The following is a 26,251-nucleotide window of genomic DNA, read 5'->3' as shown; positions in this document are numbered from 1 at the left end:
TTCATGCGCACCTATCTTGATCATAACGCGACCACGACGGTCCGGCCCGGCACCGTGTCGGCGATGACCGATATCATGACCCGTGTCGGCAATCCGTCCTCGGTGCATGCTGATGGCCAAGCGGCCCTGGCGCGGGTCGAGACGGCGCGTCGTCAGGTCGGCAAGGCATTGTGTGCGCGTCCCGAAGACATTGTTTTTACCTCCGGTGGCACCGAGGCGCTCAACCTGGCAATCCATGCGACGATCAGCGGTGGCGGGATCGGACGGATTATTGTCACTGCGATTGAACACGAAGCCGTCGCGGCCACGGCCCGGGCCAGCGGCCTGCCGGTCGAGGTTTGGCCGGTCAATGCGCAAGGTGTTGTCGAGGTCGATTGGCTGGTCGAGCGCTTGTCACGCTGGACCCCGGCTGACGGCAAGCCCGTTTTGGCGATGATGCTGGCGAGCAATGAGATCGGCACCATCCAGCCGGTTGCCGCGGCAACGCCACTGATCCGCGAAGCAGGCGGGTTGAGCGTCGTTGATGCCATCCAGGCGGTGGGCAAGATCCCTGTCGATTTCGCCGGTCTGGGTTGCGACTACATGGCCATTTCGGCCCACAAGTTCGGTGGCCCCCAGGGTGTTGGCGCATTATTGGCGAGCTGTAATGCGCCGATGGCCCGTCATCATCATGGCGGTGGCCAGGAAAAGGGCCGCCGTGCCGGCACTTTGAACGTGGCCGGCATTGTCGGCCTGGCGACAGCGCTCGATGAGGCGGTCACCTCGCTCGGCGCGTTCGCGGCGCTGGCAATCCACCGTGATCGCATGGCGGCGGCGCTCAAGGCCGTGTCGCCGGATCTGATCGAGATCGGTGCCGGGGCACCGCGATTGCCCAACACGCTCGGCCTGAGCCAGCCGGGCTGGCCCGGCGCGACCCAGGTCATGGCGCTCGACCTGGCCGGTTTTGCGATCAGCGCCGGCTCGGCCTGTTCCTCGGGCACGTCAAAAGGCTCGAAGGTCGGCACCGCGCTTGGCCTGCCCGAAGCGGCGTCGCAGGGCTTTGTGCGTGTAAGCCTGGGTTGGAATTCGAAACCGGATGATGCAGACGCCTTCGTCGACGCGTGGTCGGCGGCTCTGGCGCGCATTTCCCCGACACTCAAAGCAAGTGCCTGAAGAGGCGATAGGATATCATGGCTGCGGTCAAGGAAACCATTGAAGACGTTCGCAAGCTTGAAGCCGACAAGTACAAGTACGGTTTCACGACGGACATCGAACAGGACCTCGCTCCCAAGGGGCTGAACGAGGAGACCGTGCGTCTCATCTCGGCCAAGAAAGGCGAGCCGGACTGGATGCTGCAATGGCGTCTGGAAGCCCTGGAACGCTTCAAGGCGATGAAGGAGCCGGAATGGGCCAAGGTCGATTATCCGAAGATCGACTATCAGGACATTCACTACTATGCCGAGCCCAAGGCCGGCGCGAAGTATGACAGCATTGACGATGTGCCCGAGGAAATCCTCGCCGATTTCGCCAAGCTGGGCATTTCGCTGAAGGAGCAGGAAGTCCTGCTGGGCGTCAAAGGTTCGGAGAACCGGGTCGCAGTTGATGCCGTCTTCGACAGCGTGTCGGTGGTCACGACCTTCAAGGCCGAGTTGGCCAAGGCCGGGGTGATCTTCTGCTCGATCTCCGAAGCCCTGCGCGAGCATCCCGAGCTTGTCCGCAAATATCTTGGCTCGGTCGTGCCGGCCTCGGACAATTTCTTTGCGACGCTGAACACCGCCGTCTTCTCGGACGGCTCCTTCGTCTATGTCCCGCCAGGCGTGCGCTGCCCGATGGAGCTCTCGACCTATTTCCGCATGAATGCGCAAGGCACCGGACAGTTCGAGCGCACGCTGATCATCGCCGACAAGGGCGCTTACGTGTCCTATCTGGAGGGCTGTACGGCGCCGATGCGCGACGAGAACCAACTCCATGCCGCCGTGGTCGAACTGGTCGCGCTGGACGATGCCGAGATCAAATACTCCACCGTCCAGAACTGGTGGCCGGGGGATGAGAACGGCAAGGGTGGGGTTTATAATTTCGTCACCAAGCGCGGCGATTGCCGCGGCAAGAATTCCAAGATCTCCTGGACCCAGGTCGAGACCGGCTCCGCCATCACCTGGAAATACCCGTCCTGCATCCTTCGCGGCGATAATTCGCGCGGTGAATTCTATTCGATCGCGGTGACCAATGGTCGCCAGCAGGCCGATACCGGCACCAAGATGATCCATCTCGGCAAGGGCACGACCAGCCGTATCATTTCCAAGGGCATTTCCGCCGGCCGTTCCGACCAGACCTATCGCGGGCTTGTCTCCGTGCACGGCAAGGCTGAGGGCGCGCGCAATTTCACCCAGTGTGACAGCCTGTTGATCGGTGACCAGTGTGGCGCCCACACCGTGCCTTATGTCGAGTGCAAGACGCCCAAGGCCGTGCTCGAGCACGAGGCCACGACGACCAAACTCTCCGAGGACCAGCTCTTCTACGCCCGCCAGCGCGGGCTGGGCGAAGAGGCGGCCACAGCGCTTCTGGTGAATGGCTTCGTCCGTGATGTGTTGCAGCAATTGCCGATGGAATTTGCGGTGGAAGCGCAAGCGCTGCTCAAGGTGAGCCTTGAGGGGAGTGTGGGGTGATGAGTGAAACGGTCACGCTTTACCGGCCTGTCGGCACCAAGGAACTGGCGCTGATAGAGGCTGCCGACTGGCAGGCCTTTCCGCCGCGTCTTCCCGAACAACCGATCTTCTATCCGGTGACGAATGAGGCCTATGCTCGCCAGATCGCGCGCGACTGGAATGTCCGGCACAACGCGGACAAGCTTGGCTATGTTACGCGGTTTGCCGTGCGCCGCGACGTATCAGATCAGTATGACCGCAAGATCGTCGGGGGCGGTATGCATGAGGAATTGTGGGTGCTGGCGGAAGAGCTAGATGCCTTCAACGCGGCGATTGTCGGCAAGATCGAGGTTGTCGCCCAGTATACCGAGGCTGACCTGTGACCCGCTCCCCCGTCACCCATATCGACGATGTCGCCCTGGAAAACCTGGCGCATGGCGAGACCTTTTCCGCCGACTTGGCGCGGCTTGGTCCGTTGATCGGATTGCAACAGCTGGGCTGTTGCCTGACCATCGTGCCGCCCGGCAAGACGGCTTTCCCCTATCACAATCACCACGCCATCGAGGAAGCCATCATCATCCTGGAAGGTGAGGGCACCTATCGCTTCGGCGAGGAACGTCACACCGTGCGCGCCGGACATGTCCTGGCCGCGCCGACCGGCGGTCGCGAGGTGGCGCACCAGCTGGTCAATACCGGTACCGGCGATCTCAAATATATCTGCGTCTCGACAATGCAGCCGGTTGATGTCGTCGAATATCCGGACAGCAACAAGGTCGGCGCCGTGCGCTGGTCCGAGGCCGATGGTGATGAACCGGCCTTCCGGCATCGCGCGTTTGCCGCCGAACCGGTCGACTACTGGGAGGGCGAGGGCTGACGCGTGCGCCAGCCTCTCCATGACGCGGGAAAGATGATGATGACGATGATCACCACAATGGCCACCAGGATGACCCCGATGATGACCCGGCTCGCCGCGGTGCTTGTCGCAGGTCTCGTCGCGACGGCCGCCCATGGCCAGGACTTCACCCATGCAGACGACGGCATGCCCTGGTGCGACACGCTGGAAATCGGCTCCGCCGGGGCCGTCGACTGCGCCCTGATGCCGGCAGACGTCCTGCTAAATTTCGCTTATGAAACAGGTGAATGGGAGTCGATTCTCAGCTTCACCCAGCACGATCCGATGACCGGCGAACTGCTCGACGCCTCCGATCCGCTGACCATTGAAAGCGTCGTTTCGGCGCCGGCCCTGCGCGATATCAACGAGGATGGCGCGCCGGAACTCTTCATCCCCTACATCACCGGCAATGTGAACACCTACTACTATGTCTGGCAGGCCGATGAGGCGGGCATCTACTACCCGTCCGGCGAGCTAGGCGGATTTGGTGTCGATGCCTTCGAACTGCGCGACGGCCTGGTCATCACGACAACGCGCGACAGCGCCGCCACCTATTACGAAACCGCACAACTGCTTGATGTTGATGGATTTGTTCCCATCTACGAGATGTTGATCAACGCCGCTGACGGCAGCTGCACCATCACCGACGGATCGGGGGTCATGGCCCGCGGCCTTGATGCTGCGACGATCACCGCCGACTGCGAGGCGGGTCTCGCCAACTGACCCGCATCCCGCTGCACCGACGACAAGAGACGGACATGACAATGCTGAAAATCCAAGACCTTCGCTGCAAAGTTGAGACCCAGGACGGGGAAGAAAAGCCGATCCTGAAAGGCTTGTCGCTCGACGTGCCGGCGGGCGAGGTGCATGCCATCATGGGGCCGAACGGTTCGGGCAAATCGACGCTTTCCTATGTGCTGACAGGCCGTGATGGTTATGAGGTCACGGGTGGGTCGATGGAATTTGCCGGCGAGGATCTGGCCGCGCTGGCGCCGGAAGAACGCGCCGCTTTGGGTCTCTACCTGTCCTTCCAATATCCCGTTGAAATTCCGGGGGTTCCGACTATCACCTTCCTTAAGGAAGCGCTCAACGCCCAGCGTGCGACGCGCGGCGAGGAGGAGGTTTCGGCGCCTCAATTCATGAAGCTGATCCGGGAAAAGGCCAAACAGCTGAATGTCTCGATGGACATGCTCAAACGCCCGGTCAATGTCGGCTTTTCCGGGGGTGAGAAAAAGCGCATGGAAATCCTCCAAGCGCTTGTCCTGGAACCGAAATTCCTCATCCTCGACGAGACCGACAGTGGCCTCGATATCGACGCGCTGAAAATCGTCTCCGACGGCGTCAACGCGCTGCGGGCGCCCGATCGCGGCATGCTGGTGATCACCCATTATCAGCGCCTCTTGGACCACATCACGCCGGATGTCGTCCATGTCATGGCCGATGGCCGGATCGTCAAATCGGGCGGCCCGGAACTGGCCCGCGAGCTGGAAGCCGAAGGCTATGACAAATATCTCGGCGAGGCGGCCTGAGGCATGAGCTTGACCCTGTCCCATATTCCGGCCGAGCAGGCCCTGATCGATGCATTGGATGGTGCAACCGGATGGCGTGCGCAATTGCGCGAAACTACCCGCAAGGACGGGCTGCCGACACGTCGTCACGAGCTGTGGAAATGGTCCGACCTGCGCCGCGCCGCCAATGACGTGACAGGCGTTGGTGCGTTGACTGTCTCCGGCCTCGATGCGCTGGCTCAATTGGCCGATGGTGACCGGATCGAGCTGGCTGTGCGCGCTTCGGCAGGCGCCAGCGCCGGCGATGCCGAACTGGTCGTTCCGGGCGGTACCAGCGTGACGCTTGTCGAACGCTTGCACGGTGAGGCCGGCGCGCTCGGAAATTGGCACCTGAATGTCCGGATTGAAGCCGGTGGCCGTCTCGACCGTATTGTCGTCGCCGACCATCATGAGAGCGCCGTCTTCATCGGTTCGGCCGAGATCACGCTGGACGAAGGTGCCACGCTGAACCAGACGCTGATCGACAGCGGTGCCAAGTTGTCGCGCAACGAGACGCATATTGCACATCCGGGGCAGGGCGCTTCGGTCGAGCTTGGTGGGGCCTACATTCTCGCTGCCGGCCGCCACGCCGATACGACGACGGTCGTTCACCACACCGGCCCGGGCGGCATCACGACGCAGCTCGTAAAGGGCGCCGTCGCCTCCGGCGGACAGGGGGTTTTCCAGGGCAAATTCATCGTCGATCGCGCGGCACAGCAGACCGATGCGCGCATGACGCACCGGGCCTTGATGCTTGGGGAGAAAGCCGAGATCGACGCCAAGCCGGAGCTGGAAATCTACGCCGATGATGTCCAGTGCGCGCATGGCAATGCGCTCGGCACGCTGGATGAAACGGCGCTCTTTTACATGCGCCAACGCGGCCTGCCGGAAGCCAAGGCGCGGGCGCTTCTGATCGAGAGCTATCTGGCCGAACCGCTCGACATGGTCCGCGACGAAGCGCTGCGTGATGAGTTGAAGGTCTGGCTGCGAACCCGCTTGGGGGCGCTGACATGACGGCGCAGAGCACAATCGAGGCACCGTTGAACATCGACGCGATCCGCGCCGAATTCCCGATCCTGCAACGCGAGATCAATGGCTATCCGCTGCGCTATCTCGACAATGCGGCGTCGGCCCAAAAGCCCGAATTCGTGATCGAGAGTGTCGCCGGCGTTTATCGCGCCTCGTACGCCAATGTGCATCGCGGCCTGCATACGCTGGCGAATGAGACGACGGAAGAGTTCGAAAAATCGCGCGAGGATGTCCGCCGTTTCCTCAATGCGGCGAGCACGGAAGAGATCGTCTTCACCCGCGGTTCGACCGAAGCGATCAATCTGGTGACCAACAGTTTCGGCCAGCTGCTGAGTGCTGGCGACGAGATCATCATCTCCCAGATGGAGCATCACTCCAATATCGTTCCTTGGCGCTTATTGTCTGATTCCAAAGGCCTAAGCTTGCATTGGGCACCGGTCACCGATGCCGGAGAGCTGGACTATTCACAGCTGGCAGACATGGTGAATGAGAAGACCAAGCTGATCGCCATCACCCATATGTCGAACGTGCTCGGTACGGTGAATGATGCTGCCCGGATCGTCGAAATCGCCAAGACGCATGACGTTCCGGTGCTGCTGGACGGCTCGCAATCGGCGGTCCACCTGCCGGTCGACGTCCAGGCCCTGGATTGTGATTTCTTCGTCTTCACCGGTCACAAGCTCTATGGCCCGTCGGGCATCGGCGCGCTCTATGCCAAGGGCGACTGGCTTGACCGTCTGCCCCCCTATATGGGCGGCGGCGAGATGATTGCCGATGTGTTCGAGGATCGGGTGACCTTCGCCGATGTGCCGCACAAGTTCGAGGCCGGCACGCCGGCGATTGCCGATGCGATCGGTCTGGGCGCCGCCATTCGCTGGCTGGAACGTCATAATCGCCTGGCGGTGCTCGAGCATGAGCGCGCCCTGATGGACCGGGCCATGACCGGTCTGGCAGAAATCGATGGCTTGCGGCTTGTCGGCACCGCCCAGGACAAGGGGGCGATCATCTCCTTCACGCTGGAGGGTGCCCACCCGCATGATGTGGCGCAGATACTCGACAAATACGGTGTCGCGGTGCGCGCGGGCCATCATTGCGCTCAGCCGCTGATGCGGCGCATGGGCGTGACATCGACCGCCCGTGCCAGTTTTGCCATCTACAACACGATCGAAGAGGCCGATGCGTTCGTCGACGCATTGAAAAAGGCCCGCGACTTCCTCATCTAGGACTTATCATGACCGAACGAACCGACCGCGATGTGATTGACCTGTCCGCTCCCACCGAAGCGGAGATCATCCATGCAGCTGTCTCAGACAGCCACCCCGCCGACGGCACCGGGGCAATTCCCGCTGATGAGTTGGCGCGGATCACGGATGACGTCGTTGAAGCGCTCAAGACGGTCTATGATCCGGAAATCCCGGTCGACATCTATGAGCTGGGTTTGATCTACAAGGTCGACCTCGAAGACGACCGGACCTTGAAGGTCCAGATGTCGCTGACAGCGCCGGGCTGTCCTGTGGCCGGCGAGATGCCGGGCTGGGTCCAGGACGCGGTCGAAAAGGTCGACGGGGTGGGCAAGGCGTTGGTCGATCTGACCTTCGAGCCGCCCTGGACGCCCGACCGCATGTCTGATGAAGCGCGACTCGCGCTCAACATGTTTTAGGAGACTGATGTGACCGTGCGTGAACGTCCCAAGGCCGTTACCCTGAGTGAAGCGGCGGCCCAGCGCGTCAAGGCGCTGATGGTCCAACGTGGCGCCGGATTCCTGCGTGTCGGCGTCAAGAATGGCGGCTGTGCCGGCATGGAATACGAGATGGCGTATGTTGAGGCCCCGGGCCCCCTCGACGAGCGTGTCGAGGACCAGGGTGTTGAGATCGTGTTGGAGTCGAAGGCGCTCCTGTTTTTGCTCGGCACACAGATCGACTATGAAATCACGCCGCTTCATGCGAAATTCGTGTTCAACAACCCCAATCAGACCGACGCTTGTGGCTGTGGGGAAAGCGTGACGATTGTTCCTGTCAAGGAGATCTGACCGGCATGAAACTCATTATCTCGACGACATCGCCATACTCCCGCAAATGCCGTGTCATGGTGCGCGAGCTGGGGTTGGACGGCCAGGTCGAGGAAATTGAGTCACATCCGTTCGATGATGACCCGGAACTCTTGGCCGCAAATCCGCTCGGCCGGGTGCCGTGCCTGGTCCTGGATGACGGCCAAGCCTATACCGAGAGCGCGTTGATCGCCGACTATCTGTGTGAACAGGCGGGTGATCCGTGGCCGCGAGACTGGAATGATCGACGGCTTGAGGCGCTGGGCAATGGCCTGCTTGATCTGACCGTGGCCCGTCGGGTCGAGATGGTTCGCGATGAGGGCATTCAATCGGATTATTGGATCGGCCGGCGCGAGCGCGGCATCATGCGGGCAATCGACGAATTGGAAATGGCCGTCGGGGCGCTTGATACGCCCTTGGCGCAGGGACCGCTGACCATGGCGGTCGCGCTGTCCTACATGGATTTCCGCTATCCCGAGAGCCAGTGGCGTGCCGGGCGGCCACACCTGAAGAGCCTGCTCGAAGCCTGGGAGGCGCGGCCCAGTTTCAAGGCGACGCCACCACCTGTCGGTGCCTGATATGAAAAGACCGCCGGCGAGGGCGGTCTGACCATTCAATCCCTTCCTGCAAGCCGCTGTCAGGCAGCGCTGCGCGAATTCGTGCGCCCGTCATCGACCGTGGTGCGATTTCGACCCTCGGTCTTGGACCGGTAGAGATTGGTGTCGGAACGCTCGATAAGCTCTTCGATGGACTCGCCATCCTGATAGGTCGCAATGCCCAGCGAGACGGTGATATTGCCAAGGTCTTCGTTGGTCGATTTGCGCAGGAGCTTCTTGGACTCAACCGTCTTGCGAATTTTCTCGGCCACTTGTTCGGCGACATTTGGCGCCGTGTTTGGCATCACGATGCCGAATTCCTCGCCGCCATAACGGGCGACCAGATGGCCTTCTCCGGCATGACGCGTGAGGCAGCCCGCGACGAAACGGATGATCTGGTCGCCAGTCTGATGGCCCCAAGTGTCGTTGAAGCGTTTGAAGAAGTCGATATCGCACAGGATCAGGCTGAGCGGCTGTTTCTTGGTTTCGGCGTCGCGGCGGGCGCGGCGCAGGCTTTCATCGAACCGCTTGCGATTGGCGATGCCGGTGAGGGCATCAGTCATCGCTTCTTCGCGAACTTTCTCCAGATGCGAGCGCAACTGGGTCACTTCATTCGAGGTCGCTTGCAGGCGATCTTCCAACGCCTGGCTGCGCCGTTGCATGCGCGCGGTCGCCGAGACGAGGCCCTCGACCAGACGTTTCATGCCTTGGGCATCAGGGCTGGCGATCAGTTCATGGCTGGCGCCTTCAAGGGCCTTGCCATAGGCAAGCGTATCACGTTCGGCGGCTTCGAGCGTTTCCTGGACTGCGCCCAATTCGCGGCACATGACTCCACCGCTCTCCAGAATCGCGTCCTGGATAGCCTTCCACTGGAAATACTGCTCGAACAATTCGGCGTTCAGGGTCTCGCTGAAGGCATCGCCGGCTTCAACATGACCGCGCAGGGTTTCGCAAAGCTCCGGATTGGTGTCACTGGCGAAGCAGACCCACACCGCGTAATTCTCGGGGGTCGGCGCGATGCCGAATTGATCCATGAGATCAAGCGCTTTGAGCGCGAACTCACGTCCTTCTTTTCCAAGCAGTCGACCGTTCACCAGAAAGTCCTTTCCTGCGGAGGCGAATGACTTCGCCCAGCGGTTAAGGGGGACGCTACCCCGCAAAGGGAAAGAAGTGGTAAAAATCGCTCATGGAATATGAGCAACTGCACGTCGGTCGGGGACTGACTTCGAACCGACGCCCCTAACGGTCAGCGTTCATGAAGCTGGGAACATGGTCACCGAAGCCGACCACGGACCGGTCCGAATCCGAGCCGCGTTCTCGTTTTTGACCCGGCTTGCGCGACGATCTGCGATGGCCTTCGCTTGCATCGTCCGTGTTGCGTTTGGCGCGGGGCGGGCGGTTGTCGGTTGCGGATGCCGGCTTGGTTTCTTTAGTAGACTCAACCGGTTCGCTTGGCGTGGCGGCCGACGCCGGTTGCGCGTCCGCGGGAGGCTGTTCGGCTGTTTCGGACTTGCCTGATCGCGAACGTCGTGATCGCCCGGAGCTCTCGGGACCTTTGCGCGTGCTACCACGACCGGACGAAGACCGTCCGCCGGACGAGCCGGCGCCGACGTCGGAAGACGCGTCGTTGAGACCATCAAGCGTGAGCTCGGGAATCTCCTGCTTGATGAGCTTTACCACCGCCGACAGCGACTTTTCGTCGCCGGGCGCAAAAATCGTGATCGATTCGCCGGATTTGCCGGCGCGGCCGGTGCGACCGATGCGGTGGACATAGTCGTCGGCGTGATGCGGCATGTCGTAATTGAACACATGGCTGACATCGGGAATGTCGAGGCCGCGTGCGGCCACATCCGAGGCGACGAGGAAGCGCAGGGTGCCGGCCTTGAAATCGGCCAGGGTCGCGGTGCGTGCCGACTGGTCGAGGTCACCATGGATCGGGGCGGCGGAGAAACCGTGGCGCTGCAGCGAGCGGGCAACCACGTCAACATCGCGCTTGCGGTTCGAGAAAATGATGCCGTTGCGGACGCCTTCACGCGCCATGGCGAGCCGCAGGGCGGCGCGCTTGGCCTTGGCCGAGCTGTCGGTCAAGCGAACCATCAATTGGGTGATATTGGCGCCGGTCTGGGCCGGTCGCGACACTTCGACACGCTCAGGATCGCGCAGGAAACGGTCGACCAGGCTCTGGATCTCCTTCGGCATGGTGGCCGAGAAGAACAGTGTCTGGCGGCGCGGCGGCGGCGGGACCAGCGAGAAGATTTTTTCGAGGTCGGGAATGAATCCCATGTCCAGCATGCGGTCGGCTTCATCGACCACCAGCATCTGTACGCCGGTCATCAAGAGCTTGCCGCGACCGAAATGGTCAAGCAGGCGGCCCGGCGTCGCAATCAGGACGTCGGCACCCTTGTTGAGGATTTCCTCTTGCGGGCCAAAGGCGACGCCGCCGATCAGCAGCGCCATCGAAAGCCGCTGCCCCTTGGAATAGGTCTCGAAATTCTCGGCGCACTGGGCGGCGAGTTCGCGGGTCGGCGCAATGATCAGTGAGCGGGGCATGCGCGCCTTGGCGCGGCCGCGCGACAGGCGCTCGATCAGGGGCAGGGTGAAGGACGCAGTCTTGCCGGTACCGGTCTGGGCAATGCCAAGCACATCTTTCCCGGCAAGCGCCGCAGGAATGGCGCCGGCCTGGATCGGGGTCGGTTCGCTATAGCCAGCTTGTTCGATGGCTTCGAGTAGTTTCGGGCTCAGACCCAGTTCTGCGAACGTCATGGCGTCCTTTTGTTTGACCAGAAAACGTACGGCCGCGCCGTAGTGGCGCGGCCGCTTGGTGAGCGCAAAATAAGGAGGCCCCGCTGCAAGTCAACGCAACAAGGCTGATCCCCTATCGCCGATAGGCGAATGGCGTCTCGTCCGTGATATTGATGTAACGGTCCCGCAGGCGCGATTGCCGCGAATCCATCGCGGTCGCCTCGCCGTCAATCAATACCGCTAGCGGCGAACTCATCACTTCTAGCGGGTCACCGTCCCACACAACAACGTCACCGGCATAACCCGTGGCCAGAGCACCATAACGGTCCCCCATTCCATAGATTTCGGCCGGGGTGAGGGTGATGGAGCGGAAGGCCTGGTCCCAGGCAACGCCATTGGCAACGGCATTGCCGGCATGCTGGGTGATCAGGCGGGCATTGTAATACCCGTCCGAAGTCTGCGTCGTGTAGGCCACGACAACACCGGCATCGTGCAGGCGTTGGGCACCGCTCAGGGTCGCGGCGATCTCGTCGAAGGAGGCCGGGAGATTACGCAGCGGGTCGAGCAGGACCGGAATGCCGGCTGCTGCCAATTCATCGGCGACCAGCCAGGCCTCGGCGCCACCATCAATGATGATCTGGACCGGGGCATTGTCCGCCTGGAAGCGGATGGCCCGGCGCAGGTCAGCGGCGCGGTCGATATTCAGCACCAGCGGCACCCGGCCACGAACGACCGGCAGCAAGGCCTGTGCGTCATAACGGTTGAGGGCGTCGCCTTCATGGTCGGCCGAGAAACGACCGGGATAGCCGCGGGCATCATTGAAGGCGGCTTCCAGATAGGCCCAGGCTGCGGGGCGCGACCCACCCGCTGTCGATGCGCCGGACTGGCTGAGATCGGCGTAGACGAAGCTGCCGCTGTTGAAGATCGAATCGGCGGCGCCGCTCGTTTCGACCAAGGCGCCGTGCCCGGCAAAGATATTGTGGCCGGTCGAGGGATAGATCGCTGCCCGGGTCACCCCGCGAACGCGGGTGGCTGCGATGTGGGTGCCGGCCGGGTTGAAACCATCGCTGACATCAAGCGCAACCGAATAGGGCGAGTCATTGGCGCCGGCATCGGTCGTGGAGCCTTCCAGCGCGACTTCGATCAGGCCGATCTGGGTGACCGGTGCAAACAGGCCCGGCGTGATCCAGCCGCCATTGGCGTCGATCACATCGGTGTCGGCGGGAATGGTCACGTCTGTTCCGACCGCAACGATATTGCCGTCACGGATCAGAACCGTGCCATTGGCGATGATGCCCTGGTCGGTATTGGTGACAACGCGGCCATTGGTGACGGCATAGCTCTGTGCCAAGCCGGGAGCGGCGCTGGCGAGTGCCAGGGCGAGTGCGGGAATCAGGGTTTTCATCAGTCTTCTCCCTCGCCGGGCTGGCCGAGCATGAAGTCACGAACCGGCTGCTGGCTTTCGTCACGACGATCAAAGCTCATCGCGCCGTCGATCCAGACCTGGTCGGCCCGTGTATAGGTGGAGTAGGGATTGCCGGACCACAGCACGACATCGGCCCGCAGACCCGGCTGAAGGCTGCCGGTCTGATCGGCAATACCAAGCGCGTGGGCCGGGTTCGAGGACAGCCAAGCCCAAGCCTCGCCATCGCTGATGTCGAGACCGGCCCGACGGCCATCGCCGAGTGCCTTTGCGACTTCCTGGTTGAGGCGTTGGATACCCATATCGCTGTCCGAATGGATCATCGCACAGGCGCCGTTGGCGTGGGTCATGGCGAGGTTTTCGCGCACCGCGTCATAGGCTTCCATCTTGAAGCCGCCCCAGTCAGCCCACACAGCGGCACAGGTGCCGTTCTCGGCGAGGAGGTCCGGAATTTTATAAGCTTCCACCGCGTGGTGGAAAGTGGTGACCTGATAGCCAAACTCCTGAGACAAATCCATGATTTGCGCCATCTGGTCGGCGCGGTAGCAATGCATCTGGATCAGGATTTCGCCGTCGAGCACACCCATCAGGGTTTCCAGTTCGAGATCGCGGGTGGGCGCGTCGCCATCCTCGCCATTCTCGGCCGCTTCCCAGTATTCGTGCCAGCTGTCGCGATAGTCTGCGGCGCGGATCCAGGCCGCCCGGTAGCCGGCCATATTGCCCATGTCCGTCGCTGGCGACTGGCCGCGATTGCCATAGACGCGGGACGGGTTCTCGCCGCACGCCATTTTCAGCGTGTAGGGCGCGTCGGGGAATTTCATCTCTTGGACAGTGCGACCGGAAACATTGCGCAGTGTGACACCGCGTCCGCCAAACAGGTTGGCCGAGCCGGGCAAGACATGCAGCGTGGTCACGCCGCCCGCCAGGGCGGCCTCAAAACCGGGGTCTTGCGGCCAGACACTGTGTTCGACCCACACTTCGGACGTCACGGGCTGGGTCGCCTCATTGCCATCGCTGTGGGCACCGACACTCGGCGAGGGGTAGGCGCCGAGATGGGAGTGGATGTCGATCACGCCGGGCGTGACATAGCGCCCGGTGGCATCGATCACCGTCGCGCCCTCGGGGGCTTCCAGACCGGTTCCGACCGCGGCGATGCGACCATTCTCGATCAGTACATCGCCGTTTTCGATTTCGCCACCGATCCCATCCAGCACCGTCGCACCCTGGATCAGGGTGACGCCGCTGGGCCGCGGTGCATAGGTCGACGGATAAGGATCGAGGCTGTGCCGGACAATGTCCGTTTCCGACGCGTCAGTACCCGAATCATTCGATCCGCTTCCGGCACTGCACGCTGCCAGGCCGATCACGGCGGTGGCCGCAAGCGCTGGCATCCATGCCTTGAGTGTCATTCGCTATTCCCCACATTGCGCCCAGGCTGACAGGGCCGGGCGAGATGTCGGGATTGAACGCCTTCAGCATGCCGTCGTCAAACCCCGATCATACCGATTAAGCAAAGATTTGTGGATTTTCAGGGAGATGGTCCGCGCGCGGTTGCGGAACACTCCAATTTCTTTTGGTAATTTCCGGTATCAATACAGTTTTAGATAGCAGGCGCCTGCCCGCGGGCAGGCGCCTGCTTGTTTTCAGTCTTCGTAGTCGCCGTAGGGTCGGTCGATCAGGGTGCCGAAGAAAATGGCATTCATGAAGGCCCGTTCGGTGCCGCGGAAAGTGGCCCGGAAGGTCGGATTGTCGGCAAACATCACCACGGTCCCGCGCCCCAGGCGCTGGGCAATGATGGCAGGTGTGCCGGCGATCTCGTCACGCCGACGCGGGGAGGCATAGCCCGACAGAAGCGGCTCGTCGGCATATTGGGCGACCACCGCAAACGGGTTGTCGTCCGGTCGCTGCAGCGTGAACGTCGTGTTGCGATGGACTGGCAACACGCGGTCCGAATATCCGAATCCGATCGGGTTGGACGGGTCGAGATCGGTCTGGAATATGGCACCGCCGATGACATGCTCGGCGTCATCGACACCCAGTTCGGAATAATTGCGCCGGTCCGGAGTCCTGTTGTCGGAGGCGTCTTCGTCGTCTTCCTCGGCTTCCATGTCGAAGAAGACCGACTGTGCCATGCGGGAGGCCTGTCGCATGGTAATCAACACGCCGCCATCCTCGCGGATCCACTGACCGACCCGGTCCGCGGACCGGGCTGACAAGTCGGTATTGCCGCCGCCGACGATCACCAGATGCGTATAGCGGGACCAGTCCAGCCCGCCGAGATCATTCTTGCGCCGCAAGGTGACCGGGATGTGCATCCGATGGTCAAGCTGGTGCCAGACTTCGCCAACATCATAGCTGGTGAGCCCGTCATCAAACAGGACCAGGACTTCGGGACGCCGTACGGCCCGAAATCCGTTGCCATCGCCAAGGTCGGGCGACCCACCGGCGGTTGATCCCGAGGTCACGGCATGGACGGCGACGCCGTCTTCCCGGGCGATCGAGGCGACCAGTTCGTGGATGGTGTCGCGATCCGTGTCCTGACCGACCAGTGGCACGAAGACCGCTCCGGGGCCGAATTCGGTAGCGCCGAGATGGGTTGCGATAGTGGCGGACTCGGTGGCAACGCGGACCCGGATGTCAGCGTCCAGCAGGCGGTAGAGGCCTCGCGGAGCATAATAGTCGGACCAGCGCAGGACATAGCCATAATTCGAGCGCGGCGGCGCAGGTTGCGCCAGCTCGGCCGCACTGGCCTCGGTGCCAACAATATCGTCTGACCAGTCGCGACCCAGCGGCGCGTAGTCGAGGTCATAGGCGAGGGGCAGCGTCCAGCCTGACACATCGTAGAAGATGTTTTCCTCGAACTCGGTGACGCGGTCGAAGAGCGATCGGATCATCGTGTATTGCGGCTGGTTCAGCGAGATCACATAGCTTTCGTCGGCGCGCCAGGTTCGGCCATTGCTGCGCACATCCCGAGCCAGGCGATTGACGCGGATATCGTGCCGGTTGAGCAAATCGACAAACATGTTGGCCCGGGCCGGATCGCCCTCCGCGGTGAAGATGAAACCGCGATCCCGGTCGCGTCCTGCGGCTTCCATCGAATTGGCGAAGAATTCGCGTTGATAGGCCGCGATTTCGTCATGGGCCGCCAAACCGCCCTCAATCGTCGTCAAGGAGGTGCGGAAATGGGTGCGCACATTGTCACCATGGCTGACCAGTCCGCGTTCCGCCTCGATCAGGCCGCCCCGTGCGGCGCCGATCTCGAACAGGATGCCGAGCGAGCCATTGACCTGCGGGTAGGTCGATCCCTTTCCGACATAGAAATTGTCGAACCCTTCCTCGGATGTATAGAGGCGGGCCTCGCTGTCGAGAAAGCCGATGTGATGCTGGGCGATTCCGAGCGTCAGTTCGCGGGCCTGTTCCGGGATCAGCGGATTGCGACGGCGCGGCTCACCCGGGTGGAAATAGAAGGTGCTTTCAGTGCCCATCTCGTGGAAGTCGGCCGAGACTTGGGGCTTCCAGGCATGCCATTGCTCCAGCCAGGCGCGGGATTCCGGTTGCGTCTGCAACAGCCATTGCCGGTTGAGGTCGAACCAATAGTGGTTGGTGCGCGCGGTGGTCCACAGATTGTGCTGTTCATGCGCGGGATCGGTGGTCCGCACTTCGCCGCCGAAGGTCTCGACATGATTGACCCGGCGCGAATGGCCATCCGGATTGAAGATGGCCGTGATCAGGACGACGCTGTTGTCCAGGGTTGCCTCGATCTCGGGACCCTGCGCGGCGGCGAGGTGATAAAGTGTCGGGATCGACGCATCCATGCCGGCGGATTCGGCCCCGTGCACGCCGTAGTTCAACCACAGGATGGCGGGGCCGTCGCTCGTCGGTGCGCCCGGTTCGAGCGAGGCCAGGTGATTGGCGCGGATTTCGTCGATACGGGCGTGGTTGTCCGGTGAGGTGACGACGAAAAAGAGAATGGGGCGGCGTTCATGGGTATAGCCGATGGTCTCGACGGAAATCCGGTCGGAGCCGTTCGCGACTTCCGTCAGATAGGCAACCATTTGCTCATGCCGCACCGGTCGTTCGCCAACACCCCAACCAATGACGTCTTCCGGAGCCGGAACATCTGCATCATAGCTGACGCCGTCTACCTGGAAGAATTCGATGGGTTCAGCCTGTGCCGAGGCAAAAAGTCCGCTGGCGGCCGCTGCAGCGATGCAGCCTCCCGCCAATACCTGCCGGATTGCGCGTCGATGCGTCATGAGCGTCCCCTCGTGATTCTGGCCAACTTGTTGACCGAGAGGCTAGCGCGCCGGTCGCACTTGTCCACTGGCCGCTCAGTGTTGTCATGCGACCATGACCTGTTCGGCTAGAGGTCCAACTCTTCCGTTACAAAGCTGGCATTGTCCTGGATGAACTTGAAACGCGCTTCCGGCTTCTTGCCCATCAGGGTTTCAACGAGGGCTTCAAGCGTCGGCAGGTTGTCTTCATCAATCACCACGCGAGCCAGGGTGCGAACCGCTGGATCCATGGTGGTCTGTTTGAGCTGCGATGGCGTCATCTCACCAAGACCCTTGAAGCGGCCGATATCTATCTTGCCGTTGGGTTTGAACTCGTCGCGGATCAATTGTTCGCGATGGGCGTCATCACGGGCATAGAGCGTGTGGGTGCCTTGCGTCAGGCGGTAGAGTGGGGGCTGCGCCAGGAAGAGCCGCCCTGAATGGATCAGTTCCGGCATCGACCGGTAGAAGAAGGTGATCAACAGGGCGGCGATATGAGCGCCATCGACATCGGCGTCGGTCATGATCACGACCCGCTCATAGCGCAGGTCTTCGAGCTTGAACCGGCTGCCGGTCTGACAACCAAGCGCCAGAAGCAGATCGCTGATTTCCTGGTTGGCGGAGATCTTGTCGGCCGTCGCCGAGGCGACATTCAGGATTTTGCCGCGCAGCGGAAGGATGGCCTGGGTCTGGCGCGAGCGTGCCTGTTTGGCCGAGCCGCCGGCGGAATCGCCCTCGACCAGAAAAAGCTCGGTCCCGTCTGCGTCAGCCCGGGAGCAATCTGCCAGCTTGCCAGGCAGGCGCAGGCGCCGCGAAGCGGTCTGGCGTTTGACGTTTTTTTCCTTGCGTCGGCGCATCCGGTCATCGGCGCGCTCGATCGCAAATTCGACCAGTTTGGCAGCCTCCTTGGGCGAGGCGGCGAGCCAGTGATCAAACTGGTCGCGGACGGCCGTTTCCACCAGCTTGGTGGCTTCCGGCGTGGCCAGGCGTTCCTTGGTCTGCCCCTGGAATTCCGGATCGCCGATGAAAACCGAGACCAGAGCGCCGGCGCCACCCATCACATCTTCGGCGGTGATCTGGGCCGCTTTCTTGGCATGTGTGTGCTCGGCATAGGCGCGCAAACCCTTGGAGAGCGCACCCCGCAGGCCTTGCTCATGCGTGCCGCCTTGTGGTGTCGGGACCGTGTTGCAGTAGGACTGGCAAAAGCCGTCGGCATCGCCGCCATAGCCATTGGCCGACCAGGTGACCGCCCATTCAACGCCACCACCACCGTCTTCGCGTTCCACGCGCCCGGTAAAGCCTTCTGCGGTGACGAGGGCGCGCTTGGCGGCCATCTCGGCCATGCGGTCCGCCAAGCCGCCCGGGAAGCAGAGGATGTCATCGGCCGGTATGTCGGTGCCTTCGACCAGGCTTGGCGCGCAACGCCACTGAATCTTGACGCCGCGGCGCAGGAACGCCTTTGACCTGGCCATGGCGTAGATACGGGCCGGTTTGACCGACATCTTGTCGCCGAAAATCTGGGTATCTGGCAGGAAGCGCAGCTTTGTTCCGCGCCGGTTCGGTGCCGGTCCCACCTTGACCAACGGTCCCAGTGGAAGGCCACGCGAATAGGACTGGGTCCACAGGGTTTTCTCGCGCGCAACCTCGACTTCAAGCACTTCGGAGAGGGCGTTCACGACGGAAATGCCGACGCCGTGCAGGCCGCCGGATGTCTTGTAGGCGCTGTCGGAAAACTTGCCGCCGGCGTGCAGCACGGTCAGCACGACTTCGAGGGCTGATTTGTCGGGATATTTCGGGTGCGGGTCGACCGGGATGCCGCGGCCATTGTCGGTGACGGTGATATGGCCGTCTTCATCGACCGCGACCTCGATGCGGTCGGCCCAGCCGGCGACGGCCTCGTCCATCGAGTTGTCGAGAATTTCCGCGAACAGGTGGTGATAGGCGCGCTCATCCGTGCCGCCGATATACATGCCGGGCCGCCGCCGGACGGCTTCCAGGCCTTCAAGCACCTCGATATGCGCCGCGGAATAGCCGGGCGCCGGTGCTTTGGACGGGGTCGGCGCGGGGGCGCCGGAAAACAGGTCGGAATCGGAGCTTTGGTTCGGCATGATTTCACTTTGCACGAGTCGGGCGTCAGACGGGAAATTCTACGCAGCGGATCGCGGGCGGGCAGCCAGTGTATGCAGTCATCGAGGCGGGGTTTCAGGGTGTTCCACAAAAAAGCCCGGCTGATGACAGCCGGGCTTTTCAATTGCGACGCGACGCCCGGGGTCAGAAGACCATGCGCATGACCAGACGTGCTGTATGGCGAATGAAGTCCTCACGGACATCGGCGTCATAGTCGAAGGAGAAGGTCGAATACCCGGATCCGGCGGCGATACCGAAGCCGAAAATGGCACCGGTGCCCGGCATCGATTGCGAGCGCAGGGTGAAGGTATCGTCGAAATCGGCAAAGCTCGCCGTGGTTTCGGAGTCGGAGTCGGCGAACTCGTTGCGGAAGCCGACCCGAACGGTTGGCGACCACCAGCTGTTGGTGCTTGAGAAGCGGGCGCCGAGCGTCAACAGGCCAGTACCTGAAAAACTGGTTGTTTCCCGGTCACCGACTGACAGGTCAACGCCGACACCGCCGCCTGTTTCGACATAGGAGCTTTCGCTGAGGCGAAGATAGTCGACCGAGAAGGCCGGGCGAACATACCAACGTTCAGTGACCGCGATGTCCCGTGCAATGCGGGCAGAGGCCGATGTGTGCCAGCCGGTCCAGTCGGCACTGGGTGACGCGTCGAAGGCGCCGATCAAAACCCGGCGATTATGTTCAAAACTGTCGTATCCGACCGATGCGTAGAGATCGACATCGAACATGTCCATGCGCGCGCCGGCATAGGTGCCGATCTGTGCCGTCATCGCGCTCATCGGGTCATCGACGCCGTCAACCTCGGAGACTTCGCTGGCGGCGCCGACGACATTGACGCCAACCGCGTAGAAAGGACCGAACGGACGGTCGAAACCGGCGGCGATACCGATTCCGTGACCGCGATAACCCGGACCGAATGCGCTGCCGGCCCGGTCCGCGAAATAGCCGAATTCCTGGACCCAAAGGCCGCCGCTTTCTTCCGGGCTGCGGCGGACGGCCTCAAGTCTGTTGGCCAAGGCACCGACGGCACTGTCATTGGCGGCCAGGGCAAACTGGATGGCACTGGCGGAATACTCCGGCAGAAGCTGGTCATAGGCCGAGAAAAACTCGTCCTGCGTCATCAGCGAGGCAATGGCCTGGCCGAGCTCTGCATTGGACTGCCAGCCTTCAAGTGCGGCCGAGTAGGCGGCGCCCTGGTTGGCATTCATTCCCAGCTCTTCAGCGGTTCGGCGGCGCAATGTCAGGATAAGGGCATTGTCGTCTGTCGGATCGAATTGCAGGCTGGATTCATACAGCCATGGTGCATCCGTATCCTGCAGCGACGCCAGTGTTTCCTCGATCACGAGGTTATCTGCGGTCAGAACCACGAAAGTCGCCCCGTCGCCGATCAGGTTCGACAAGGTCGCGGAAACACGCGATCCGGATTCGAAGGTCACCGTGCCGCTGCCATGAATGCTGGCGGCAGTGCTGGTCGCATCGTCGATCTGGAACCGCAGCACCGAACCATCCCCGAAGCGGGCTGTCGTAAACGACAGGTTCGTGTCGGCGGTGAGTTGCAGCTCTGCGTCGTCGATTTCTATCGCGAGCGCACCATCACTGTCGGTGACGGCACCGGCGACAACCGAATCGCCGGACAGGATCAGCTGGTCAGCGCCGTCGCCGAAGCTGATATCGCCCGTGACCGTACCGGTTTCCACGCGCAGCTCATCGGCACCCGAACCGAGACGAATATCACCCAGGATGCTGACGACGGCATCCTCTTCGGCCTCAGCGTGCAGGTATTGGCGCACGACGGCACCGAGTGAACCCGCGCTCAGGTCGATGGCCACTGTTTCATACGGGACCGGGTCGGTTCCTTCAGGGGGGGCGGTGTAGGTCGTGCGGATAAGGCCGGTGTTCTCGACCGAGGTCAAAGTTCCGGATTGATCCAACAGCGCGTAGGCACTGCCGCCGGAAACGGCGTTGACGCTCAGTGTGCCGGTGTTGATGAAGCTCGGAACCGAAGCCCCGGTATCAATGTAGACGCCGCGGGCAACCCCGCCGACGCCGTTAACGCCGACAAGGAAGGTGCCTGAGTTGGCAAATGTTGGAACAATCGCGCCATTGCCGAGGAAGACGCCCGTCCCGGTTGCTTCGTATGCGGTGAGGTTCAGCCGGTCGGCGTTCTCAATTCCGCCTTCGAAGGTAACCGTATTGCCGTCGAGCCCCTCGACGCGCATGCCGTAAGCATCCACGCCGTCAAGATCGCCCTGGGCGTTGATCGTGCCGCGATTGACGAATGCGTAGCCGAGACTTTGGGCGGGAATGCTCTCGTCGACATCAGGGGTGTCGGGATCATCCTCAACGGCTTCAAGAACGATTTCGCCGAGCACAATGTCGCCGGAGCTAGCGTCGGCGAAAATATGGGCGGCCGGGGCCGACGTGCGAACGGAGATCGTTCCTGCAACTTCGTTCGGAAAGGTTTCACTCGGACCGGCGATGTAAACGCCACCTGCAACAGAGCCGTTCAGCACCAATGCGGACCCGCTCAGCCCCGTGTCATATTCGTCAAGGAGGGGGGTTAACTCGTCGCTTGGGTGTCCCAAGAACCGATAGGAGGTGGTTGAAATGCTCGCGCCGATGCGGACGGCGCCACCGACGTCACCCATCAAGGCGAGGCCGTGACTGCCGACGCCAGTCGCGCTCACCGTCCCGTCAACGAGCACATTGCCCGAGACATCGCCGCTGACATCAACCGCATGGCCATTGTCGCCGGTCAGACGGATCAGGCCGTTGAGGTCAAGATTGCCGTCGATTCCCGTGAGAATGCGCAGGCCGGCACTGTCATTGCCGATGACAGTGATGCCGCTGCTGCTGGCTGTGATGATATCGCCGGTGAAAACCGCAGCCCCGTCGACGAGAATGGCAACCCGGTTGGAGCCATAGGCATTTGGGCCATCGACGCGGCCGTCAATCGGATCGTCAGTGTCCGTCGCACGTGTTTCGGGCACGACCTGGATCGTGCCGTTGTGGACAAGATCGCCTGTTGAGCCGCCAACAATATGGACGCCGACACCGTCATCGCCGTCGCCGTCGATCAGGATAGACCCATTATTGGTGATCGAGTGGTCACTATCCATCGTGACTGCGGTGGAACCAGGTGAAACGGTGACGCGACCGCTGGCACTGATCACGATGTTGTCGGCGACACCGCCATCGCCCGCGGTTGATGTCGCAACCGGTGTCGTCACTTCATCGGTAATCTCGCGGTCTGCGAAAGCGGCAGGAGCTGTAACGGTCAGCGATACAAGGGCGCTGGCGAACAAAAAACGGCGACGCATACGAACTCCTGACAGGACTTCCCAAAACGATTGGGTCGAATGAGATACGATTTGTAGCGAAAGCCTGCGCGCTCGTCGACCGTGTCAGGTGCGCTGGCCACAAAAGAAAGCGACCGGGCAGATGCCCGGTCGCCGTCTTTGATCACAACTCGGTCGAAACTCCTTGAATTAGCAGGAGTAATACATGTCGAACTCGACCGGATGCGGGTGCATCTCGTAGCGCAGCACCTCTTCCATCTTGAGGTCGATATAGGCGTCGATCTGGTCGTCATCCATGACGCCGCCCTTCTTGAGGAAGCCGCGGTCGGCGTCCAGCGATTCCAAGGCTTCGCGCAGTGACCGGCAAACCGTCGGGATGTCCTTGAGTTCTTCCGGCGGCAGGTCGTAGAGGTCCTTGTCCATCGGATCGCCCGGATCAATGCGGTTCTCGATCCCGTCGAGGCCGGCCATCAGGAGGGCGGCGAAGGTCAGGTAGGGATTGCCGGCCGGGTCCGGGAAACGGGTTTCCAGACGCTTGGCGTTCGGCGAGCCGACCCAGGGGATGCGGATTGATGCCGACCGGTTGCGGGCCGAGTAGGCCAGCAGGACCGGCGCCTCAAAGCCCGGCACCAGGCGCTTGTAGGAATTGGTCGATGCGTTGGCGAAGGCGTTGATCGCACGGGCGTGTTTGATGACGCCACCGATATAGTGCAGGCAGGTCTCCGACAGATCGGCATAGCGGTCGCCGGCGAACATCGGTTTGCCGTCTTTCCAGATCGACTGGTGGACGTGCATGCCCGTGCCATTGTCGTTCCAGACCGGCTTGGGCATGAAGGTCGCGGTCTTGCCATAGGCGTGGGCGACCATGTGCACGGTGTATTTATACAGCTGCATGCGGTCGGCCATGGTTGTCAGCGACGAAAACTTCATGCCGAGCTCGTGCTGGGCCGGTGCCACTTCATGGTGATGCTTTTCCGGATGCAGGCCGAGTTCTTCGAGCACGGTCAGCATCTCGGTGCGCATGTCCTGACCGCTATCGATCGGATTGACCGGGAAATAGCCGCCCTTAGGACCCGGGCGGTGCCCCATATTGCCGCCTTCGAACTTCGAACCGGTGTTGTGCGGCATTTCTTCGCTGTCGAGCTTGTAGCCGGTGTCCTGCTGACTCGTGGAGTAGCGGACATCGTCGAACACGAAGAATTCGGCTTCGGGACCGAAATAGGCGGTGTCGCCGACGCCGGACGCTTTCAGGAAGGCCTCGGCCTTCTTGGCTGTTGTGCGCGGGTCGCGATTATAGGCTTCGCCGGTTCCGGGCTCCAGAATGTCGGCGATGATGACCGCGGTTGGTTGCTGATAGAAGGGGTCGACTTCGCAATAGCTGGCGTCCGGCTTGAGAACCATGTCGGACTCGTTGATGGCCTTCCAGCCGGCGATCGAAGAGCCGTCAAACATGATGCCGTCTTCGAAGAAGTCCTCATTGACCTCCGAGCGGTCGAACGTGACGTGCTGCAGCTTGCCGCGCGGGTCGGTGAAGCGCAGATCGACATATTTGATGTCTTCGTCTTTGAGCTTTTTGAGAATTGCGTCTGACATGGGCCAGGCTCCGGATTACTGGTCGAATTGGATTAGAGGGCATCCCGGCCGGTCTCGCCGGTGCGGATGCGAATGACACTTTCGATCGGGCTTACGAAGATCTTGCCGTCGCCGATGCGTCCGGTCTGGGCCGCATTCTGGATGGCTTCGACAGCCGCTTCCACACGGTCCGCAGGCAGCACGAGTTCGATCTTGATCTTGGGCAGGAAGTCGACGACGTATTCGGCGCCGCGATAGAGTTCGGTATGCCCTTTTTGCCGACCAAACCCCTTGGCCTCTATGACAGTCAGGCCTTGCACACCGATCTCCTGCAGGGCCTCCTTCACGTCATCGAGCTTGAAGGGTTTTATGATGGCTTCAATTTTTTTCATCACGGACTCCATGATCTCGCAGTGACGCTAGCCGCGGGCGTCGGGGTGACAAGACAGAAACGGGACTCGTTCGCAGCGGGTCGAGTATATGCCACACAATCGGGCAGGGCTGCCTCACAATGGTGCGTCGATGACGACTGATATCCTTGCTGCCGCTGACTGCGCCGCGTGCGACCGGTATGCGGTTGAAAACGGTGTGATGTCCCAAAGCCTTATGCGCAAGGCGGGGGAGGCCGTTGCGACCGCGATTCGCACACGTTGGGCGCCTCGTCCGGTCTTGGTGCTGGCCGGTCCAGGCAATAATGGCGGCGATGGTTTGATCGCGGCAGCGTCTTTGAGAGAATCGGGTTGGCCGGTCCGGGTCGTCTTGTTCGCAGAACCTGCCAGTCTGACCGATGATGCAGCTTGGGCATTTGGCGTTTGGGGTGAGGCGGTCGAGCGGGCTCACGGTGTCGATATCGACAAGACGGGCCTGGTGGTCGACGCCCTGTTTGGTGCCGGCCTGTCGCGGGCGATCTCGGGCGATGCCGCGCGCTGGATTGAGCAATTGCAGCGAGCGCGAACCCCGCAACGGGGGAGGGCAGTGCCCGTCATTGCGGTCGATCTGCCTAGCGGCGTCGCCGGTGATGCACACATGTCGGAAGGGTCCGTTCTGACCGCCGATCTGACGGTCACATTCCATGCCCGCAAGCTGGCGCATCTCATCGAACCCTTCGCCGGGCTTTGCGGCGAGGTCGTGTGTGCCGACATCGGAATTCCCGATGGTTGGCAGCAGTTGGTGGCACCCATCGCGCAGGAAGTTGTCGCACCGGACTGGCCGGCGGCCCGCTCAACAGGCGGTGGTGACCACAAACACCAGCGTGGCCGCGTGGCTGTGTTTTCCGGCGGGGCGAGCGCGACCGGAGCGGCACGACTGGCAGCCCGGGCTGCGTTGCGGGCCGGGTCCGGTCTGGTCACGGTATGCTCGCCACCCTCCGCGCACCTCGTCAATGCGGGTCATCTGACGGCGGCGATGCTTACGCGCTGGGACGGTGCGGCCGACACTGCGCGCGTATTGGCGGATCTGCGAGCGCAATCGGCGGTTCTCGGACCAGCCATGGGAGTCGGAGACGGGAGCCGGGAAAGCGTGCTTTCGGCGCTCTCAACCGGATTGCCGTTGGTGCTTGATGCCGATGCGCTCACCAGTTTCGCAGACACCCCCGATATCCTGTTCGACGCGCTTCACCCGGCCTGCGTCCTGACCCCGCACCAAGGCGAGTTCGACCGCCTTTTCGCGCACCGATTGCGACGTGGCAGCAAGTTTGACCGTGCCGTCGGTGCGGCGGGACTGGCGGGATGCACCGTCCTGCTCAAGGGACCCGCCACCGTGATTGCGTCGCCGGGCCGGGTGCCGTTTATCAACCGGCATGCCAGTGCGTGGCTCGCCACGGCCGGCAGCGGGGATGTCCTCGCGGGCATGATTGCTTCGGGTCTCGCATCCGGCTTGTCGCCACATGACGCTGCCGCGGGGGCGGCGTGGCTGCACGGCGCTGCCGGGCGGCGCCTCGGTGCCGGACTGATTGCGGAGGACCTGCCGGAGGAACTTCCTGTCGTGCTGCAGGCGCTTCGCCGCCGTCGCCAGCGCGAGGCGGTTCACAGCCATCTGCTGTCGCATGGAAGCTAAGCGTTTGCGGGGCTTGGCAC

General features: G+C 62.1%; 21 protein-coding genes. 12 read left to right on the top strand and 9 right to left on the bottom strand.

The features are described from left to right. Window positions 1-3 precede the first annotated feature (3 nt). The 11 genes from C7435_RS04950 to C7435_RS04900 are packed head-to-tail and all read left to right on the top strand — an operon-like array spanning window position 4 to window position 8,717. Window positions 4-1,152 carry a cysteine desulfurase family protein gene (locus C7435_RS04950; RefSeq protein ID WP_121210265.1) on the top strand — a complete coding sequence of 383 codons (1,149 nt, stop codon included), beginning with the start codon at window positions 4-6 and terminating at the stop codon, window positions 1,150-1,152. 17 nt (window positions 1,153-1,169) lie between these two features. Continuing rightward, window positions 1,170-2,645 carry a Fe-S cluster assembly protein SufB gene (gene sufB, locus C7435_RS04945; RefSeq protein WP_121210264.1) on the top strand — a complete coding sequence of 492 codons (1,476 nt, stop codon included), beginning with the start codon at window positions 1,170-1,172 and terminating at the stop codon, window positions 2,643-2,645. Next, the gene (locus C7435_RS04940) at window positions 2,645-3,007 is read left to right on the top strand and encodes a hypothetical protein (protein ID WP_121210263.1); all 363 of its coding nucleotides are present in this window, start codon (window positions 2,645-2,647) and stop codon (window positions 3,005-3,007) included. Before sufB ends, C7435_RS04940 begins: the two co-directional genes overlap by 1 nt. Then, window positions 3,004-3,498 carry a cupin domain-containing protein gene (locus C7435_RS04935; RefSeq protein ID WP_121210262.1) on the top strand — a complete coding sequence of 165 codons (495 nt, stop codon included), beginning with the start codon at window positions 3,004-3,006 and terminating at the stop codon, window positions 3,496-3,498. Before C7435_RS04940 ends, C7435_RS04935 begins: the two co-directional genes overlap by 4 nt. A gap of 36 nt (window positions 3,499-3,534) precedes the next feature. Next, window positions 3,535-4,239, top strand: a complete 705-nt coding sequence (locus C7435_RS04930; RefSeq protein ID WP_121210261.1) for a hypothetical protein — start codon at window positions 3,535-3,537, stop codon at window positions 4,237-4,239. Between the two features lie 41 nt (window positions 4,240-4,280). Further along, window positions 4,281-5,045, top strand: a complete 765-nt coding sequence (gene sufC, locus C7435_RS04925; protein WP_121210260.1) for a Fe-S cluster assembly ATPase SufC — start codon at window positions 4,281-4,283, stop codon at window positions 5,043-5,045. 3 nt (window positions 5,046-5,048) lie between these two features. Beyond that, window positions 5,049-6,077: a SufB/SufD family protein gene (locus C7435_RS04920; RefSeq protein WP_121210259.1), complete on the top strand. Its 1,029-nt coding sequence runs from the start codon at window positions 5,049-5,051 to the stop codon at window positions 6,075-6,077. After that, complete coding sequence (locus C7435_RS04915) at window positions 6,074-7,315, top strand: cysteine desulfurase (protein ID WP_121210258.1); 1,242 nt, start codon at window positions 6,074-6,076, stop codon at window positions 7,313-7,315. The genes C7435_RS04920 and C7435_RS04915 overlap by 4 nt, the downstream gene beginning before the upstream one ends. An 8-nt stretch (window positions 7,316-7,323) precedes the next feature. Next, window positions 7,324-7,752 (top strand): SUF system Fe-S cluster assembly protein, encoded by a 429-nt coding sequence (locus C7435_RS04910; RefSeq protein ID WP_075190735.1) that lies wholly within the window; start codon window positions 7,324-7,326, stop codon window positions 7,750-7,752. A 9-nt stretch (window positions 7,753-7,761) separates the two neighbouring features. Further along, entirely contained in the window at window positions 7,762-8,121 is a 360-nt protein-coding gene (locus tag C7435_RS04905; protein ID WP_121210257.1) for a HesB/IscA family protein, read from the top strand. A gap of 5 nt (window positions 8,122-8,126) precedes the next feature. Continuing rightward, the gene (locus C7435_RS04900) at window positions 8,127-8,717 is read left to right on the top strand and encodes a glutathione S-transferase N-terminal domain-containing protein (RefSeq protein WP_075190733.1); all 591 of its coding nucleotides are present in this window, start codon (window positions 8,127-8,129) and stop codon (window positions 8,715-8,717) included. A 59-nt stretch (window positions 8,718-8,776) separates the two neighbouring features. Here C7435_RS04900 and C7435_RS04895 read toward each other — a convergent pair whose 3' ends face one another. From C7435_RS04895 to C7435_RS04855, 9 genes are all read right to left on the bottom strand, one after another. Beyond that, complete coding sequence (locus tag C7435_RS04895; RefSeq protein WP_121210256.1) at window positions 8,777-9,829, bottom strand: GGDEF domain-containing protein; 1,053 nt, start codon at window positions 9,827-9,829, stop codon at window positions 8,777-8,779. Between the two features lie 145 nt (window positions 9,830-9,974). After that, window positions 9,975-11,498 carry a DEAD/DEAH box helicase gene (locus C7435_RS04890; protein ID WP_121210255.1) on the bottom strand — a complete coding sequence of 508 codons (1,524 nt, stop codon included), beginning with the start codon at window positions 11,496-11,498 and terminating at the stop codon, window positions 9,975-9,977. Between the two features lie 112 nt (window positions 11,499-11,610). Continuing rightward, window positions 11,611-12,882: an amidohydrolase family protein gene (locus C7435_RS04885; protein ID WP_075190730.1), complete on the bottom strand. Its 1,272-nt coding sequence runs from the start codon at window positions 12,880-12,882 to the stop codon at window positions 11,611-11,613. Further along, window positions 12,882-14,309 carry an amidohydrolase gene (locus C7435_RS04880; protein ID WP_121210254.1) on the bottom strand — a complete coding sequence of 476 codons (1,428 nt, stop codon included), beginning with the start codon at window positions 14,307-14,309 and terminating at the stop codon, window positions 12,882-12,884. The genes C7435_RS04885 and C7435_RS04880 overlap by 1 nt, the downstream gene beginning before the upstream one ends. 234 nt (window positions 14,310-14,543) lie before the next feature. Continuing rightward, window positions 14,544-17,156, bottom strand: a complete 2,613-nt coding sequence (locus C7435_RS04875; RefSeq protein WP_121210253.1) for a M14 family zinc carboxypeptidase — start codon at window positions 17,154-17,156, stop codon at window positions 14,544-14,546. 107 nt (window positions 17,157-17,263) lie between these two features. After that, window positions 17,264-19,282 carry a DNA topoisomerase IV subunit B gene (gene parE / locus C7435_RS04870; RefSeq protein WP_121210252.1) on the bottom strand — a complete coding sequence of 673 codons (2,019 nt, stop codon included), beginning with the start codon at window positions 19,280-19,282 and terminating at the stop codon, window positions 17,264-17,266. 163 nt (window positions 19,283-19,445) lie between these two features. Beyond that, window positions 19,446-22,625 carry an autotransporter family protein gene (locus C7435_RS04865; RefSeq protein ID WP_121210251.1) on the bottom strand — a complete coding sequence of 1,060 codons (3,180 nt, stop codon included), beginning with the start codon at window positions 22,623-22,625 and terminating at the stop codon, window positions 19,446-19,448. 168 nt (window positions 22,626-22,793) lie between these two features. Next, the gene (gene glnA, locus C7435_RS04860) at window positions 22,794-24,197 is read right to left on the bottom strand and encodes a type I glutamate--ammonia ligase (RefSeq protein ID WP_075190725.1); all 1,404 of its coding nucleotides are present in this window, start codon (window positions 24,195-24,197) and stop codon (window positions 22,794-22,796) included. A 32-nt stretch (window positions 24,198-24,229) separates the two neighbouring features. After that, entirely contained in the window at window positions 24,230-24,568 is a 339-nt protein-coding gene (locus tag C7435_RS04855; protein WP_075190887.1) for a P-II family nitrogen regulator, read from the bottom strand. Between the two features lie 130 nt (window positions 24,569-24,698). Here C7435_RS04855 and C7435_RS04850 point away from each other — a divergent pair, with 130 nt between their 5' ends. Further along, on the top strand, window positions 24,699-26,231 hold the full coding sequence (locus C7435_RS04850) for an NAD(P)H-hydrate dehydratase (protein ID WP_121210250.1): 1,533 nt from the start codon (window positions 24,699-24,701) through the stop codon (window positions 26,229-26,231). The last annotated feature ends 20 nt before the right edge of the window (window positions 26,232-26,251 follow it).

This window comes from Maricaulis maris (genome assembly GCF_003634045.1).
GTDB classification, from domain to species: domain Bacteria; phylum Pseudomonadota; class Alphaproteobacteria; order Caulobacterales; family Maricaulaceae; genus Maricaulis; species Maricaulis maris.
The sequence above is the reverse complement of the archived record's forward strand: the minus strand, read 5'-3'. Positions and strand labels throughout refer to the sequence as shown.